The organism is Salinispora sp. CH2A1_6 (assembly GCF_056820975.1).
Genome location: NZ_JBXEDG010000016.1, coordinates 560,915 through 575,087 on the forward strand (window position 1 = coordinate 560,915; position 14,173 = coordinate 575,087).

Annotated in this window: 11 protein-coding genes; 7 read left to right on the forward strand and 4 right to left on the reverse strand. The window is 71.5% G+C overall.

The window, feature by feature from the left end; all coding sequences use genetic code 11:
* Positions 1-637 precede the first annotated feature (637 nt).
* From AC1UKG_RS23690 to AC1UKG_RS23700, 3 genes are all read left to right on the forward strand, one after another.
* A complete protein-coding gene (locus AC1UKG_RS23690; protein ID WP_482642401.1) occupies positions 638-1,450 on the forward strand; it encodes a hypothetical protein in 813 nt (270 codons plus the stop codon).
* A 259-nt stretch (positions 1,451-1,709) separates the two neighbouring features.
* A complete protein-coding gene (locus AC1UKG_RS23695) occupies positions 1,710-2,105 on the forward strand; it encodes a pilin (RefSeq protein WP_482642400.1) in 396 nt (131 codons plus the stop codon).
* Positions 2,105-4,090 (forward strand): TrbL/VirB6 family protein, encoded by a 1,986-nt coding sequence (locus AC1UKG_RS23700; RefSeq protein ID WP_482642399.1) that lies wholly within the window; start codon positions 2,105-2,107, stop codon positions 4,088-4,090. The genes AC1UKG_RS23695 and AC1UKG_RS23700 overlap by 1 nt, the downstream gene beginning before the upstream one ends.
* A gap of 107 nt (positions 4,091-4,197) precedes the next feature.
* On the opposite strand, the gene AC1UKG_RS23705 is transcribed toward AC1UKG_RS23700, so the two are convergent.
* The 3 genes from AC1UKG_RS23705 to AC1UKG_RS23715 form a co-directional block, all read right to left on the reverse strand.
* Positions 4,198-4,776 (reverse strand): GNAT family N-acetyltransferase, encoded by a 579-nt coding sequence (locus AC1UKG_RS23705; protein WP_050592854.1) that lies wholly within the window; start codon positions 4,774-4,776, stop codon positions 4,198-4,200.
* Positions 4,777-4,842: 66 nt separating this feature from the next.
* On the reverse strand, positions 4,843-6,879 hold the full coding sequence (locus AC1UKG_RS23710) for a recombinase family protein (protein ID WP_482642398.1): 2,037 nt from the start codon (positions 6,877-6,879) through the stop codon (positions 4,843-4,845).
* Entirely contained in the window at positions 6,876-7,298 is a 423-nt protein-coding gene (locus tag AC1UKG_RS23715) for a DUF5372 family protein (RefSeq protein WP_420329464.1), read from the reverse strand. The genes AC1UKG_RS23710 and AC1UKG_RS23715 overlap by 4 nt, the downstream gene beginning before the upstream one ends.
* Here AC1UKG_RS23715 and AC1UKG_RS23720 point away from each other — a divergent pair.
* From AC1UKG_RS23720 to AC1UKG_RS23730, 3 genes are read left to right on the forward strand one after another with little or no spacing between them, the layout of a single operon-like run.
* The gene (locus tag AC1UKG_RS23720; RefSeq protein WP_482642397.1) at positions 7,256-8,206 is read left to right on the forward strand and encodes a PrgI family mobile element protein; all 951 of its coding nucleotides are present in this window, start codon (positions 7,256-7,258) and stop codon (positions 8,204-8,206) included. The genes AC1UKG_RS23715 and AC1UKG_RS23720 overlap by 43 nt on opposite strands.
* Positions 8,203-9,981: a VirB4 family type IV secretion system protein gene (locus AC1UKG_RS23725; RefSeq protein WP_482642396.1), complete on the forward strand. Its 1,779-nt coding sequence runs from the start codon at positions 8,203-8,205 to the stop codon at positions 9,979-9,981. Before AC1UKG_RS23720 ends, AC1UKG_RS23725 begins: the two co-directional genes overlap by 4 nt.
* Before the next feature lie 44 nt (positions 9,982-10,025).
* The gene (locus AC1UKG_RS23730) at positions 10,026-11,393 is read left to right on the forward strand and encodes a hypothetical protein (RefSeq protein ID WP_482642395.1); all 1,368 of its coding nucleotides are present in this window, start codon (positions 10,026-10,028) and stop codon (positions 11,391-11,393) included.
* Between the two features lie 664 nt (positions 11,394-12,057).
* Here the strand turns inward: AC1UKG_RS23730 and AC1UKG_RS23735 are convergent.
* Complete coding sequence (locus AC1UKG_RS23735) at positions 12,058-12,909, reverse strand: helix-turn-helix domain-containing protein (protein ID WP_482642394.1); 852 nt, start codon at positions 12,907-12,909, stop codon at positions 12,058-12,060.
* Positions 12,910-13,546: 637 nt separating this feature from the next.
* Between AC1UKG_RS23735 and AC1UKG_RS23740 the strand changes: the two genes are divergently transcribed.
* Entirely contained in the window at positions 13,547-14,152 is a 606-nt protein-coding gene (locus tag AC1UKG_RS23740; protein WP_482642422.1) for a GOLPH3/VPS74 family protein, read from the forward strand.
* The last annotated feature ends 21 nt before the right edge of the window (positions 14,153-14,173 follow it).

Here is a 14,173-nt window from a genome sequence, read left to right on the forward strand (position 1 = left end):
GCCGGTTTGGACATCGGCCCCGCGCGCGCCGGCCCGCCGCGCCGGTGTAACACCGCAGCCGAGGCGCCTATAACAAGATCAGCTCAGGGTTGAACACGCAGGTCAGGACCCTGGGGCGAGGGTATCGCCGGGGTGGCGAGCGGCCGAGGGAGGCGTTCGGTGATCGCGGCCACCTATAACAAGATCACGAAGCTCTGTAACAAGATCACCGGCGAGGTTGAGCAAGATCGTCGACGCCCACAACGAGATCGACCGAAGGTTGAACAAAATCATCAACGGCCTCCGGGCGGTGTGACACGCCTCGCCGAGCAGTCGCGCCCGGCGCCGTCAAGGGGCGATCGACGCCCGGTCGGATATTGATGTTCAAGGCATATCTGCCGCCTGTGACGGCGGGCGCCGCGAGTCGGTGTGACGGGGGTTGAACACGCAGCTCATCGGCCCCGGCGGCGCGCCTCGGCCCGTGCTGGATGGGGGCGGCGGCCGACGCGCTAGCACAGGGGTTGAACACGTGATGTGTTCCTTGAACAAGATCCACAGTGTTCATGATCTGTTACGCCCGAGTGGCGGGATGGGTGCAGTCCCGCCGGATGGCCCACCGAGGCACCGGCATCCCACACCCACATCTCGGGGATCTTCCATGTCTCAGTTCGTTCGTTCCGTGCTGCCCGCCGCCGGTCTCGACGCGCCGCGTCTGGTGCTCGGCGCGCAGCCCTTCGACGTCGCCGCGAACTCGCTTCGCCTGCTCACGACCGGTCCGGAGCCGCTGTCGGTGGACGGCGCTGCCCTCGGCGGGGGCCTGCCGCGTCGGCGGATTGCGCTGTCGGAACTGGCCTCGATCCTGATGCACCCGTCCTGCGACCACGCCACCAGTGACCGGGTGTGGCGGCAGCTCATCGGCCGCGCCCGCACCGACGGCCCGGCCTGGGTGGTCGGCGCGGTCGGGGTGGCCCTGCCGGGGCTGCGCCAGGCCGCCTACCGGCTGCGCGGCTTCTCCGGCGACGTGCAGGCCGAGCTGCTGACCGCCTTCGTCGCCGCGCTGCGCAGCGTGAAGCTCGGTGGGGCCAAGGTGGTGCAGCGCCTGCTCAGCGCCACGTTCACCGCTGCCCGTGCAGCGCTGCGCGCCGCCGAGCCGATCCGCACGAACGCGCCGGTGGAACTGCCGGTGGCGGCCGGTGGGCACCCGGATTTCGTGCTGGCCCGCGCGGTGGCAGCCGGGGTCATCACGGCTGCCGAAGCGGAGCTGATCGGGGCTACCCGGCTGGAGGGCGTGTCGGTGGCCGACTACGCGCAGCGCGCCGGGCGCGGCTACTGGGCGGTGGCCAAGGAGCGCTCGCGGGCCGAGGAGCGCCTCGTCGCGGCGATCCGCGCAGGCGTGCTGTCCGACGAGGACGCACAGGCGATCGCCGAGGCCACGACGACCCTCGCGGCCGACCGGCCGCACGACGGCTGACCTGCGGGTTCACGGTCCGATGTCCAAACGAGGGCCGAAATCTGTATCTCTTAGTGCGGGACCTTCCCGCACTAAGGTGACCTTCCTCGATCGGCCCCGCTGACGGCGCTGACACCCCGCAACGGCCCCGCCGAACCCTTCGAAGGAGGACGGCCAACACGGCCGGTCGCAGGTCACCACCTGTCCCCTCGCCCGTTCGCCCAGCCCCACACACCTTGTGGGTGTGGGGCTGGGCTGATCTGGAAGGTGCCCACGTCCCATGAACCACCGCCCTCTGCACCGCCCCACGCCGAGTCCGCCCCGCCCGGTCGCCGACCGGCGCGGCCGGCGGCTGACCCGCACCGTCCGCGTTCTCGCCCTGGCTGTCGCGGTCACCGTCGCCGCCCTCGTCGGTATCGCCGGCACCCCGGACGGCGCCCTCGCGGCCGAGTCCATCCAGGCCGTGGTCAACAACATCCGCAACTGGCTGGTAGGCATTCTCGTCGCCGCCGCCACCCTGTTCCTCACCGTCGGTGGGCTGCGCTACGTCGCCGCCAACGGCGACCCCGGCGAGGTCGAGAAGGCCAAGCTGACGCTGAAGTCCGCCGCCATCGGCTACGGCCTGGCGCTGCTCGCCCCGCTGTTCGTCACCATCGTCGGCAAGTGGGTGGCGTGATGTTCCGTCCCGCCGGCCCGAACCTTCGTCCCCTCGTCCCGAATCGCCGTCCCCGCCGTCCCCGGCTGTCCCACCGCCGTGTCCGTCTGCTCGTGCTCGCCGTTCTCGGCGTCGGTCTGGCCGCCGTGCTGGCGGGGCCGGCGTGGGCCGACCCGTCTCCGGCCCCCGGCCCGCCGCCGGCCGCGCCGGGGTCGTCCCCGACCCCGGGGGTGCCGGACCTGGGCGATCGTCCCCCGGGGGCGAACCCGTCCCCGCCACTGGTCGTGCCGTCCCCGGCGCCGGCCCCGCCCGGCGGCGAGGCCGGGGACGCCGACGACGACCCCGGCATGTTCGACATCCCGGGCCAGATCCGCAAGGCGATCACCGAGTTCATCGCCGACGCCGCCGCCAAGGCCGTCAACCCGGTGTTGGAAGCCTTCGCCCTGTCCTGGCTGTCCACCCCGGACCTGACCGGCAACGACAAGGTCCGGGCGATGTGGCAGACCAGCCTGATCACGGTCAACGCCGTCTTCGTGCTGTTCATCGTCATGGCCGGGTTCATCGTCGCCTCGCACCAGACGTTGCAGACCAGCCACGGCCTCAAGCAACTCCTGCCGCGCCTGGTCGTCGGTGCGGTCGCGGCGAACACCAGCCTCATCGTGTGCGGCATGGCGATCGAGTTCACCAACGCCCTCACCGTCGCCATCACCGGCCAAGGCGTGGACACCAAGACCACCACCGAGGCGTTCCGGCAGATCATCACCAACGTCCTGCAGGGCACCAACTTCCTGATGTCGCTGCTGGTCATTGCCGTGATCGTGATGATCCTGTTGGTCGAGCTGACCTTCGTGCTGCGGGTGGCGATGCTCGTCCTGCTCCTCGGCATCGCCCCGCTCGCCCTTGTCTGTCACGCCACCCCCTACACCGAAGGCATCGCCTTCGCGTGGTGGCGCGCCTTCGGTGTCTGCCTGGGGCTGCAGATCGGTCAGGCGGTGATCGTCCTCGGCACGGTGAAGATCTTCCTCACCCCGGCCGGGCCGACCGTGCTCGGCATCCCAGCCTCTGGAAGCGGCCTGATCGGGATTCTGGTCTGCCTGACGATGCTGTGGGCGCTGGTGAAGATGCCCGGCTGGAGCAAGCAGTTCATCCTCGGCCCGCTCGGCGGGGGCCGCGGCCTGATCTCCCAGCTCGTCCAGGCGTACGTGATGGTGAAGACCCTCGGCGCCGCCGCCGGAGCCCTCGGCGGAGGCAGCCGCGCCGCCAGCACCACTAACGCTGCCCGGCAGGACACCCGCAGCGCGGCCACGGGGAGGACCGCTCGGGCCGTCCCCGGAACCCGGGGCGGCCGGGGTGCCCCGCGACCGGCGCCGTCCCGGCCGTCCCCGGCCGGACCGGTGGCGTTCAGTAACGCCCCGACCCACCAGAGGCCACTATCGGCGCCCGCTGGCACCGCTGGGGCACCGTCGTTCAGCCACCCGGCGCAGCCGGGTACCCCGACTGCGGCCCCGACCGGCCCGGCCCCGTCCGCGTCGTTTTCGCAGCCCAACGCTCCACAGCCGGCCACGCCTCGACCGGGTGGACGCCCGGCACCGGCGGCGTTCAGCGGCACGGCGCCCTCGCCGGCGAGCCCGACCCCGGCGGGGCCGGCACCTGCGGCGACGTTCTCCAACCCGCCAGCGGCACACAGCGCGCCGCGCCGGCCGCCGGCTCCCGTCACGCCCGTGTTCTCCTCCGCGCCGAAGGGCACCTCGGCAGGGCGGCTGACGGCGGCCCGGCGGCCGACCGCCGCACCTCGCCCGGCCAGCGCAGGCGGCCGACCGGCGGCCACCACGCCGCCGGCATCGGCACCGTCGTCAGCGGCTCGGCCGTCCCCGCGTCCGGCACCGGCGGCCGGTTCGTCCCCGGCCGCGCGGCCGGCACCGGCGGCCCAGCCGCCGCCGTCCCCGCCTGCGCCGCGACCGTCCCCGCAGTCCCCGCCGCGCCGTCCCCGAAAGGCAGGTAACTGATGCCCCGCCGTGACGATGAGGCGCCGCTGCGCGCCCGAGTACCGACGGGCGCTTCATACTGCCTTCTCTGGGTGTGCTTGTGGGATGGGTTTGGATCGCTGCTGCGGTCAGTCTCGCGCCCTGATGGGCGAGCCGGGCGACTGCGTCCGGGTCGGTGTCCAGTTCTTGGTGAAGATCCAGTCGAGGCCGTCCTCTCCGGCGGTGTCGAGATGTTCGGCGCGGCGCAGTCCTGTTCGGCCGGCGACTGTGGCGGAAGCGATGTTGTCCGGGCGGACGCGAGCGATGATCCGACGGTCTGGCAGGTTGGTGGTTGCCCAGGTGACGACTGCGGTCGCGGCTTCGGTAGCGATGCCGTTTCCCCAGGCGGCCGGGTCCAGGCGGTAGAAGAGGTTGAGGACCTGCTGGTCCTGCAGGTGCATGAGCTTGAGTCCGCAGAAGCCGAAGATGCCGTGCTGGGCGTCGGCCTCACGAGGGTGGATGACCCAGTAGCCGAAGCCGTGCTGGTCCCACCGGTGGTAGCGGTCTTCGGCGTCGGCGCGGGTGGCGAGCATGTCGGCCGGGTTGTGGGCGCATGCCGCCGGGTCGTGGTGGATGCGGTAGATCGTGTCGATGGCCGCCCGGGTGGGTCGCCGCAGGGCCAATCGCGTGGTCAGCAGTTCGTTGTGACCGAGCTGATCATCGCCCATGGTGGTGGTCCTTTCATGGCGTTCCTTCGGTTCCTGCCCGACGTTGCAACGCTCGGGCTGCTCAGGTCAGCTTCGGGATGGGTTCTTGGGCGTGAGCCGGAACGATCGAGCGACTTTCTGCCGGTAGATCTGCTGTGTTGCGGGGTCCCAGGGGATGCACCAGCGTCCGCCGGGTGCCCGGCGGGCTGGTACTTGACCTTTGATGAGCCAGTTGTAGATGGCGTCGGCGGGAATGCCGAGTTGGGCGGCGGCGTGTTTGACGCTGACCTCGCCATCTTGGATGGCCACGGTTCGGGGTGCCCAGATCTTGTAGGCGTCGCGGACACGGGCGACGCCTGCGGCGGTGAAGGGTTTGCCTTTGCCGGTGAGCAGGCCGGCGGCGTTGAGCCGTTCGGCGAGTTGTTCGCTGGTGTGCGTGGCGCCGTAGCGGCGGACCAGCTCGAGAGCGCCGGCCGGAGTGCGGCCGGGCCCGTGCCGCAGCGCGGTGAGTTCGTCGGTGGCGCCGGTGTGCCAGCGGACACCGATGCGGACGCTGTCGTCGTCGGTGGCGGGCAGCAGGGTGATGTCGGCGATCAGGCTGCGCAGCAGCCGTTTGCGGTCGCGGTGGCTGGTGGTGGGGCTGTCCCACAACCGTGGCAGGTCAGCAGCCAAGGCTTGCAGCGCGTTGCGCTGGGGCGCGGGGGCGCTGGTGGCGTGTGCGGTGGCCAGCGCCGCTTCGGCGTCAGCGAGTTGGGCCAGCTTGGCTTCCCATCGGCTCTCCAGGCTTCGGGCTACCAGGCGATTTTCTGGCTCGACGTTGGTGAACGCTCGTTCGGCGCGGTCGGCTTCGTAGCGGGCGCGTTGCACGGCCAGCTCGGCGGCCCGGTGGGTGCGCACGCGGCGGTCGGTGACTTCGTCGCTGGCGGCCAGCGCGATCGAGATGTGTTGTTCGGTGATGGTGTCGAGGAACAGGGCGCTGACGGCCGCGTCGACGGTGGTCGCGACCACGGTCCGGCACTGCGGGGTGCGGATCGAGTCTTTGACCTGGCAGGTGTAGGTCGCGCGGGCGTCGCCGCGGTCGTAGCGGGTGCCGACCCGGCCGCCGCAGACACCGCAACTGATGATGCCCTGACACAGCGCGGTCCCTTCCCGGGCCGGGCGGGCACCGCGTTGGGTGTTGTTCGCGGCGAGTTTCACCTCGATGTCAAGGTATTCCTGCCAGCTGATGTAGCCCTCATGGTGGTCTTGGATGGTGACCGTCCAGTCCTCGCGGGCGCGTTTACGGCGCGAGCTGCGCACTGTCCCGTCGGGTTGCACCCGGCGTCTCTCGGTGGAACGGCCGAAAGTGTAGGCGCCGGCGTAGGCCGGGTTCTTCAACGCCTGCAGCACCCGGGCGTGGGTCAGCTTGCCCCACTTGAGGTTGCCTGCCCATGCTCCGCCCCAAGTGCGTTGCGGGAACAGCCGGCCCGCGGCGTCGAAGGCGCGCATCACCGCGAGCGCGGAACCGCCGCGGTGGAACTCAGCGAACAGGTCCGTGACCGCGCCCTGGATCTGCTCGTCGGGGTCCTTGACGACGTCTCCGTCAGCGTCGTACACGAGGCCGACCGGCAGCGGGTGCCGCAGCTCACCGCGCTGCGCTGCCGCCAGCTTCGCGCCGTGCAGCCGGCCCATCAGAAAGTGCAGTTCAATCTCACTCATCTGACCCTTGAGGCCGAGCAGCAACCGGTCGTTGACGTTACCCAGGTCGTAGACGCCGTCGGCGTCGATCAGCAGGGTGTCGGTGAGACGGGCCAGCTCCATCAACCGGGTCAGGTCGGCGTTCGAACGGCCGAACCGGGACACCTCCAACCCGAACACCGCGCCGACCTCGCCCATGCAAATCCGCGCCACGATGTCGCGGAAGCCATCGCGTTCGGAGCCGAACCGCCCGGACATCCCCAGATCGGCGTCGATCACGACGATCTGCTCGGCCAGCCAGCCGAGCTCCGCGGCGATCGCCGTCAACCCGTACTGCCGAGTCGTCGACTCGGTGTTCTCCCGCACCTGGGCGAGGGTCGACTGACGCACATACACGATCGCCTGCCGGCTCAGATGCGACGACATGACCTTCGGCGACGGCTTCACCAGCCGCACCCGCGTTCAGCAGCGCCTCGAGCATGTTCGCCACCGCCATCACCGCTTGACGCAGGTCCGGCCCGCTCAACCACCCTCGTCTCCGGCTCGTCCGAGCCATCCCAGTCCCGCTCAGGAGCCACCTCATGAGTACTGCCTGTCCGCGCCACGTCGATGGCGTCGACCAACGCCCGCGCGGCAACCAGCCCCTCAACAGCAAGCCGATCCGACGACGCCGGCACACCACGATCCGTCCACTCCTGACGCACCGTGACCCGCCGCCTCCCGTCGACCTCGCACATGAACCACAACCCGGTGCGTTTACGCATCGTGATCAACACCGTAAGGCACCGACCATTCAGAGGATGAAAAGGGTGGGTGATCGTCAATGAGTCCGAAGAGTACCTGGACGGACGAGCCTTATAGGACACGGGTTCCCGCCGACGTCGAGCGGGCCGATCGCATCGCGGTCAACATGACCGGGCGGCAGTTGGTCATCCTGACCGTCACCGGCCTGGTGCTGTACGCGGCGTGGACCGCCCTCGCGACGGTGGTGCCGCCGCTGGTCTTCGCCTCCTGCTGCGTGCCGATCCTCGGCGCGGCGTTCTACCTGGCCGTCGGCCGCCGAGACGGGATCAGCCTCGATGTGTGGCTGCGCGCCGCGCTGCGCCACTGCCGCGCCCCGGGCCGGCTGGTGCCGTCCGAGGGCCCGATCACGCCGGCCCCGGCCTGGGTGTCCACCACGCGGGGGCCGGGTGACCGGCTCCCCCTGCCCGCACCGCTGCGGCTTCCGGCCAAGGGCATCACCGCCGACGGCCTGGTCGACCTCGGCCCCGACGGCACCACCGGCCTGGTCGCCGCCTCGACGGTGGCATTCGGGCTGCGCACTCCGGGCGAGCAGAACGGCCTCGTGGCCGGGTTCGCCCGCTGGCTGCACAGTCTCGATGGGCCGGCGCAGATCCTTGTCCGGGCGCAGCGGGTCGACCTGACCCACGTGGCCGACCGGATCATCGCGCAGGCGCCGGGCCTGCCGGACGCCGCACTGGAGCAGGCGGCCCGCTCGCACGCCGAGTTCCTCGACGACCTGGCCAGCCGCCGCGAGCTGCTGCACCGGCACGTCACCGTCTCCGTGCGCAGCAAGCGCAGCCCCGGCCACACGAGCCATCAGGCCGCCGAGACCGTGCGGGCGCTGTCCGGCTGCGAGGTCGCCGCACGGGTCCTCGACCCGGTCGACGCCGCCGCCACCCTCGCTGGCGCTCTCAACCCCGCCGCGCCGTCCCCGTCGTCCCCGGCGCCGGGACGGCCCGTCCCCGACACCCATGGAGATGAGGAGCTGTGAACCTGCTGTCGCGCCAGCGCAAGAACGCCGTCCCCGAGGCGGGGACGGTCGTCCCCGGCAGCCCGGACGCCGTCGAGGTCGCCGGCCGGTCGATCCGGGTCGGCGACGGCTACACCGCCGCCCTCGCGGTCACCGGCTACCCGGCCGAGGTCGGCCCCGGCTGGCTGGAGCCGCTGCTGGCCTACCCGGGACGGGTGGACGTGTCGCTGCACATCGAACCCGTCCCGCCCGTGGTCGCCTCGCAGCGGCTGCGCAAGCAGCGCGGCCGGTTCGAGGCGTCCCGTCGCCAGGACGCCGCCAAGGGGCGCCTGGATGACCCGGAGCTGGACGCCGCAGCGGCGGATGCCGCCGAGCTGGCCTCCCGCGTCGCCCGGGGCGAGGCGCGGCTGTTCCGCCTCGGTCTGTACCTGACGGTGCACGCCGACACCGAGGCCGAGTTGGCCGACCGGGTGACCGAGGTCCGGGCCTTGGCGTCGTCGCTGTTGCTCGATGTCGCCCCGGCTACCTGGCGGCAGTTGCAGGGCTGGATCACCGGCCTGCCCCTGGCCTTCGACGCGCTGGGGATGAAGCGGGTGTTCGACACCGACGCCCTCGCCGCGAGCTTCCCGTTCACCAGCCCGGACCTGCCCACCACGGCCGGGGACAACGGCATGGGTGTTCTCTACGGCCTGAACCTGCACTCCCCGGGAGTGGTGGTCTGGGACCGGTGGGCGCAGTCGAACTACAACTCCGTCGTCCTGGCCCGCTCGGGTGAGGGCAAGTCCTACTTCGCCAAGCTGGACCTGCTGCGCAACCTCTACCTGGGGGTCGAGGCGTTCGTCATCGACCCCGAAGACGAGTACGTCCGCCTCGCGGAAGCGGTCGGCGGGACAATCATCCGTCCCGGCACGCCCGGGGTGCGGATCAACCCGCTCGACCTGTCCCTGGCCGACGGTGACGACGCGCTCGTGCGGCGGGCGCTGTTCATGCAGACCTTCGTTGCCGTCCTGACCACCGGGGACGGCACCACCGGCGCCGGTGGGGTGTCGCCGCAGGAGGCCGCCTCCCTCGACGTGGCCGTCCTCGCCGCGTACCGGGGCAAAGGCATCACCACCGATCCGCGTACGTGGCGGCGGCCGGCGCCGCTGTTGGCCGACGTCGCCGAGGCGCTCACCGACGCCGGGGACGCGGGCCGGACCTTGGCCGCGCGGCTGCACCCGTACGTGGCCGGTTCGTTCAAGGGCCTGTTCGACGGGTCGACCACCACGGCAGCGGACGGGCACCTCGTCGTCTACGCGATCAAGGACCTACCCGAGGAGCTGAAGCCCGTCGGGACGCTGCTCATCCTCGACGCGATCTGGAAGACGGTCAGCACCGCCAACCGCCGGGGGACGCCAACTCGGCGGCTGGTGCTGATAGACGAGGCGTGGCTAATGCTGCGCCAGGGCCTCGGCGCCCAGTTCCTGTTCCGACTGTCCAAGTCCGCGCGCAAGTACGGCGCCGGCCTTTCGGTGATCACGCAGGACGCCGCCGACGTCCTGGCCACCGAGGTCGGCCGGGCGGTGGTCTCCAACGCGGCCACGCAGGTGCTGCTGCGACAGGCACCGCAGGCCATCGACGCCGTCACCGAGGCGTTCGGGCTCACCGACGGCGAGCGCGCGCTCCTGCTGTCCAGCGCACGCGGCGACGCCCTCCTCGCAAATGGATCTTCACGGGTGGCGTTCCACTCCCTCGCCTCCGACGTGGAGCACGACCTGGTCGTGACCGGTCCAGAGTCTGTTGCCGGGCGCCGGTAGACCCCGCAGTTCCCCTCGACCACCTTTCGTCAGGAGCACTCCTCATGTCCTTTTTCGGCAGGTTGTCACACCCCTCGTCCCCGCTGCTGGCCGCGCCGTCCCCGCCATCGTCCCCGTCCCCGCACGGGTGTGTGCCCGGTCGGGACGAGATGCCCGACGGGCTGCTCGGGGAACTGCTGTGCGGCACCTGGGGGCCGAAGGCCCCGACAGCGGTGGCCGAGTTCGTCCGTACCCGGTGGCCGCTGCTGCTCGCCGCCCTCGCCGTCCTGGTCGTCCTCGTCGTGGCGTGGCGGGTGTGGCGCCGCCGGGTGTGGCGCTCTCACGCTGCGCAGGCGCGGTGGTTGCAGATCGTTCCGCCGGTCACCGCCACCCCGGCCGCCACCGCCGGGCTGTGGCGGCTCCTTGCCACCGCGTTGCCCGCTCCGGGCCGGTGGTCGCTGCGCCCGGCCCGGATCGTGTGGGAGGTCCAGGCCGACCCGAACGGGATGCGCGCCGGACTGTGGCTGCCGCCCGGGGTGAACCCGACCGCCGTCCTGCGGCTGCTGCAGCGCGGCTGGCCCGGGGTACGCGTCGGGCAGGCCCCGCCGCCGGCCGTGGCGGGCGGCACCGCCACTACCCTCGCGCTCCTGCCGACGCAGCCGGACTGGCTGCCCCTCGTGGACGACCCGCCCAGCCCGATCACCACCCGGTTCGAAGGCTCCCGTCCGGAGGACGACCGGCTGCGGGCGGTGTTCGACGGGCTCGCCTCGGCCGGGCGTACCGGCGGTGGCTTGCTCCAGGTCCACATCAGCCGGGCACCGGCGCACCGGATGCGGGCACTGCGCCGCGCGAGCACCCACCCCGAACGTGCCCGCAAGACCCGGGGTGCGTCGCGGGCGGTGGGGCTGCTGGCCGACGGGCTGCGGGCGCTGATCCTCGGCGTACTCAAGGCGGTCACCCCCGGCCCGTCGGGCAGCGGCAGCTCGCGGCGGACCACGCATGACCCGTACCTTGCCGAGCTGGCGCGGCAGGCGCGCGGCAAGCTCAGCGCCGCCCCGCACCTACTCGTCGCCGTCTACGCCACCGGGGCCGGTCCGACCAAGGCCGCCGCCCTGTCCGCAGCCGCCGACATCACCAGCGGGTTCGGACTCCTGTCAGCGCACTTCACCCGCCGCCGGCTGCGAGGCGGCACCACCGCGGCGGCGCAGCGGTGGGTGCCCGAGACCCGAATGAGTCTGGCCGCCGTCGGCGAGGCCGCCGCGCTGGCCGGGCTGCCCGCCGAACCGGCCGCCTACGGCCTGCCCGCCGCCGCCTCACGCCGCCGCCCCGGGGGCCGCGACGTCTTCCGGACCGGCCCCGCCACCCGCCACCCCGCACCGCCGAAACCCGCCGACGACCCCGGCGACAAGCCGACCGTTTGGAGCATCCCGTGACCACCACTCACCACCACGGCACCGCGTCCGCCTCGCAGGGCCGCCGGCTTAACCTGGTGCCGCTTGACCAGCGGCACGGCCTGGGCGGCAAGGTGATCGGTGCTGCCAACGCCGGCCACGCCACGAGGATTGGCATCTCCCTCAACGACTGCCGCTACCACCTGAACGTGCTCGGCCCTACCGGCACCGGCAAGACCACCCTGCTAATGAACATGATCCTCGCCGACATCGAGGCGGGACGGGGCGTCGCGGCGTTCGACCCGGCCAAGGGCGACCTGATCCGCGACCTGCTCGACCGGATGCCAAAAGCGGCCGGTGACCGGCTGGTGCTAATCGACCCGGACGAGCGGCACGCACCACCGGCGATAAACCTGCTGGACCCGGCCGTGCACGGCGGCACCCCGCACGACGTGGCCGCCAACCTCACCTCCGTCATGAGCAAGGTGTGGGCGCGCTGGTGGGGCCACCGCTCCGCCGACCTCTGCTACCACGCCCTGCTCACCCTGGCCCACCTCGAAGGGTCCACCCTCGCGCAATTGCCGCGACTGTTGTCGGACACGGCGTGGCGCTCAGCGCGGGTCAAGGCCGTGACCAACGCCTTGAAGGCGTGGGAAGGCAACACTCTGGGCGAGTTCTGGGAGGGCTTCGACGGTCTCCCGGCGGGTCAGCGCGCCGGGCTGACCGCGCCGTTGCTGTCGCGGCTGCGGCTGGTGCTGGCGCACCCGATGGCGAACTCGCTGTTCGGGGTTCCGGCCACCCATGCGGCGATGGCCTGCGAGACCGGGTGCGGCCGGGCGTGCAGGATGTTCGCGGTGACCGAGGCGGCCACCGGGTAGCGGTAGATCGAGAAGGCCGAGCGGGGTACGGCATGGCCCGCGATCGGTGCGGCGATCGGCAGCACCCGGATGGTAACCCGCTCCTGGGTACGGGCGAGGTCAGCAAGATGCCGGAGTTGCCCTCCGACGACGTGCGCGGGCGCGGCGAACCTACGGATGGCCAACTCGTCAATGACTACCTCGTAGACGGGACCACCTCGCTCCAGGAGCCGTTGCCGCGTGATGCGCGCCTCCAAGGCGCGGGCAGAGTCGAACCCCTCGCTGTGCGCGGACGGGTCGGCGTGGACCCGGGATTGGCTGAACGCCGGGGTCTGTAGTAACCCCGGCAGCAAGGTCATCTGATACTCGGAAATCCGGTGCGCGCCCGACTCAAGGCTCGCCGAGAGCGCCTGCCGAGGCCCCATCTGGTCGGCGTAACGCTCCCACCAGCCACGCTCCTGGGCCTCGCGCGCGATCGTCATAATCTGCGCCCAACGCTTCTCGCCGACGTTGAACACCGCGAGGATCCGCATGATCAGGTCGGGGTCGGGCCGGACGTGGCCGTTCTCGATCCGGCTGATGGTCTGCCGCTTCACTCCGACCGCACTGGCAAGCCGGTCAGCGGAGTACCCGTACTCGTCGCGCAGTCGCAGGATCTCCATGGCGAGCCGACGCCGCCGTACATACGGGCTGACCATCATCACGTCCTCCAGCGGTAACGGCCAATCAGCTCACCGACCGTCTCCGTGGACTGTCAGCGCGCCAAGAGCGTAACCCCGCATCCGCCATTGTTGATCACTAGTAGATCAGGGTGAACCCGTAGAACCGCAGGTCAACGCCGGGTCACCCCGCAAATCTCCCCCTAAGTCTCCCCATAGAACGGGATTCCGGCCTGGCGGGCGGTCCGTGATCGTGGACTCACGACACGCCATACATCGATGGCTGTGGCAGCCCCCGGGGCTGCGTCCTCATCGATGAAGGCGACCCGATTAGCGACGGCACGAAAGGCCAGGCAGGAGGGGACCGATGCAGGCACCGTATCCGTTGGTGGCGCAGGCGACGCCCGTTCCTGCCCAGCCGCCCCACGTTCCGCGCGGTGATGCCGGCGTGCCGTACCCGGATCCCCGGCCCGCCGCTGCTGCCGCCCCCGGGCCGGCGGCGGGCCGGGCGCCAGCGCCGCAACCCTCCCGGGCCACTGCCCCGACTGTGGCCCGGCACGCCGCCGCTGAACCGCACGGACGCCCGGTAACGCCGCCGCCCCAGCCACCCGCGCACCCAAACCCGCCCGCGCGGTCAACGGCCCCGTCTCGTACTCGATGGCCGCTCCTGGCTGATGACCTGTTTCGGCTGGCGCACCACGACACGACGGGCCGTCCGTTGCTGCACGCCTCGGTGGTGGGACTTGGGTTGGCCGCGGCGCTGCTGGCCGAGTTGGCCTTCACCGACACGATCGTGATCGAGCGCAATCAGGTGGTCATTGTCGGCCGTAGGCCGCCGAGCGACGCGCTCGCGCACACCGTGCTAGATCAGCTCGCCGGAGAGACGACCGCGCACACCGTGCGGACCTGGCTGGCATTCCTGTCGCAGACCTCCTACGAGCAGGTGGCGTCGCGGCTGCTGCGCTCGGGACACGTCCGCGCCGAGACCAGCCGCCGACTGCTGACCAAGACCACGACCTTCGTACCCACCGACGCCAACGTGGCGGCGTGGCCGTGGGCGCGGCTGTGCACCCGGCTGCGCAACGCGCAGCCGTTGGGTGCCTTTGACGCCGTCCTCGCTGGGTTGGTGCTCGCCACCGATCTGCACCGACACGTCCTCGACGGTGTGGGCGGCCCCGTCGTCACGAGCCTTCGTCAGCTCATCGACACCACGCCGCCGTCCATGCGCCTGCTGCTGCACCACACCGAGGCCGCCGTCGGCGACGCCGTCCTCACCGGTCACTAACCCGATCCCATACGAGGAGCC

Excerpts from the sequence above, each read along its gene's own strand:
- AC1UKG_RS23690 (WP_482642401.1), top strand. The coding sequence starts at position 638 with ATGTCTCAGTTCGTTCGTTCCGTGCTGCCCGCCGCCGGTCTCGACGCG.
- AC1UKG_RS23695 (WP_482642400.1), top strand. The coding sequence starts at position 1,710 with ATGAACCACCGCCCTCTGCACCGCCCCACGCCGAGTCCGCCCCGCCCG.
- AC1UKG_RS23700 (WP_482642399.1), top strand. The coding sequence starts at position 2,105 with ATGTTCCGTCCCGCCGGCCCGAACCTTCGTCCCCTCGTCCCGAATCGC.
- AC1UKG_RS23705 (WP_050592854.1), bottom strand. The coding sequence starts at position 4,776 with ATGGGCGATGATCAGCTCGGTCACAACGAACTGCTGACCACGCGATTG.
- AC1UKG_RS23720 (WP_482642397.1), top strand. The coding sequence starts at position 7,256 with ATGAGTCCGAAGAGTACCTGGACGGACGAGCCTTATAGGACACGGGTT.
- AC1UKG_RS23730 (WP_482642395.1), top strand. The coding sequence starts at position 10,026 with ATGTCCTTTTTCGGCAGGTTGTCACACCCCTCGTCCCCGCTGCTGGCC.
- AC1UKG_RS23735 (WP_482642394.1), bottom strand. The coding sequence starts at position 12,909 with ATGATGGTCAGCCCGTATGTACGGCGGCGTCGGCTCGCCATGGAGATC.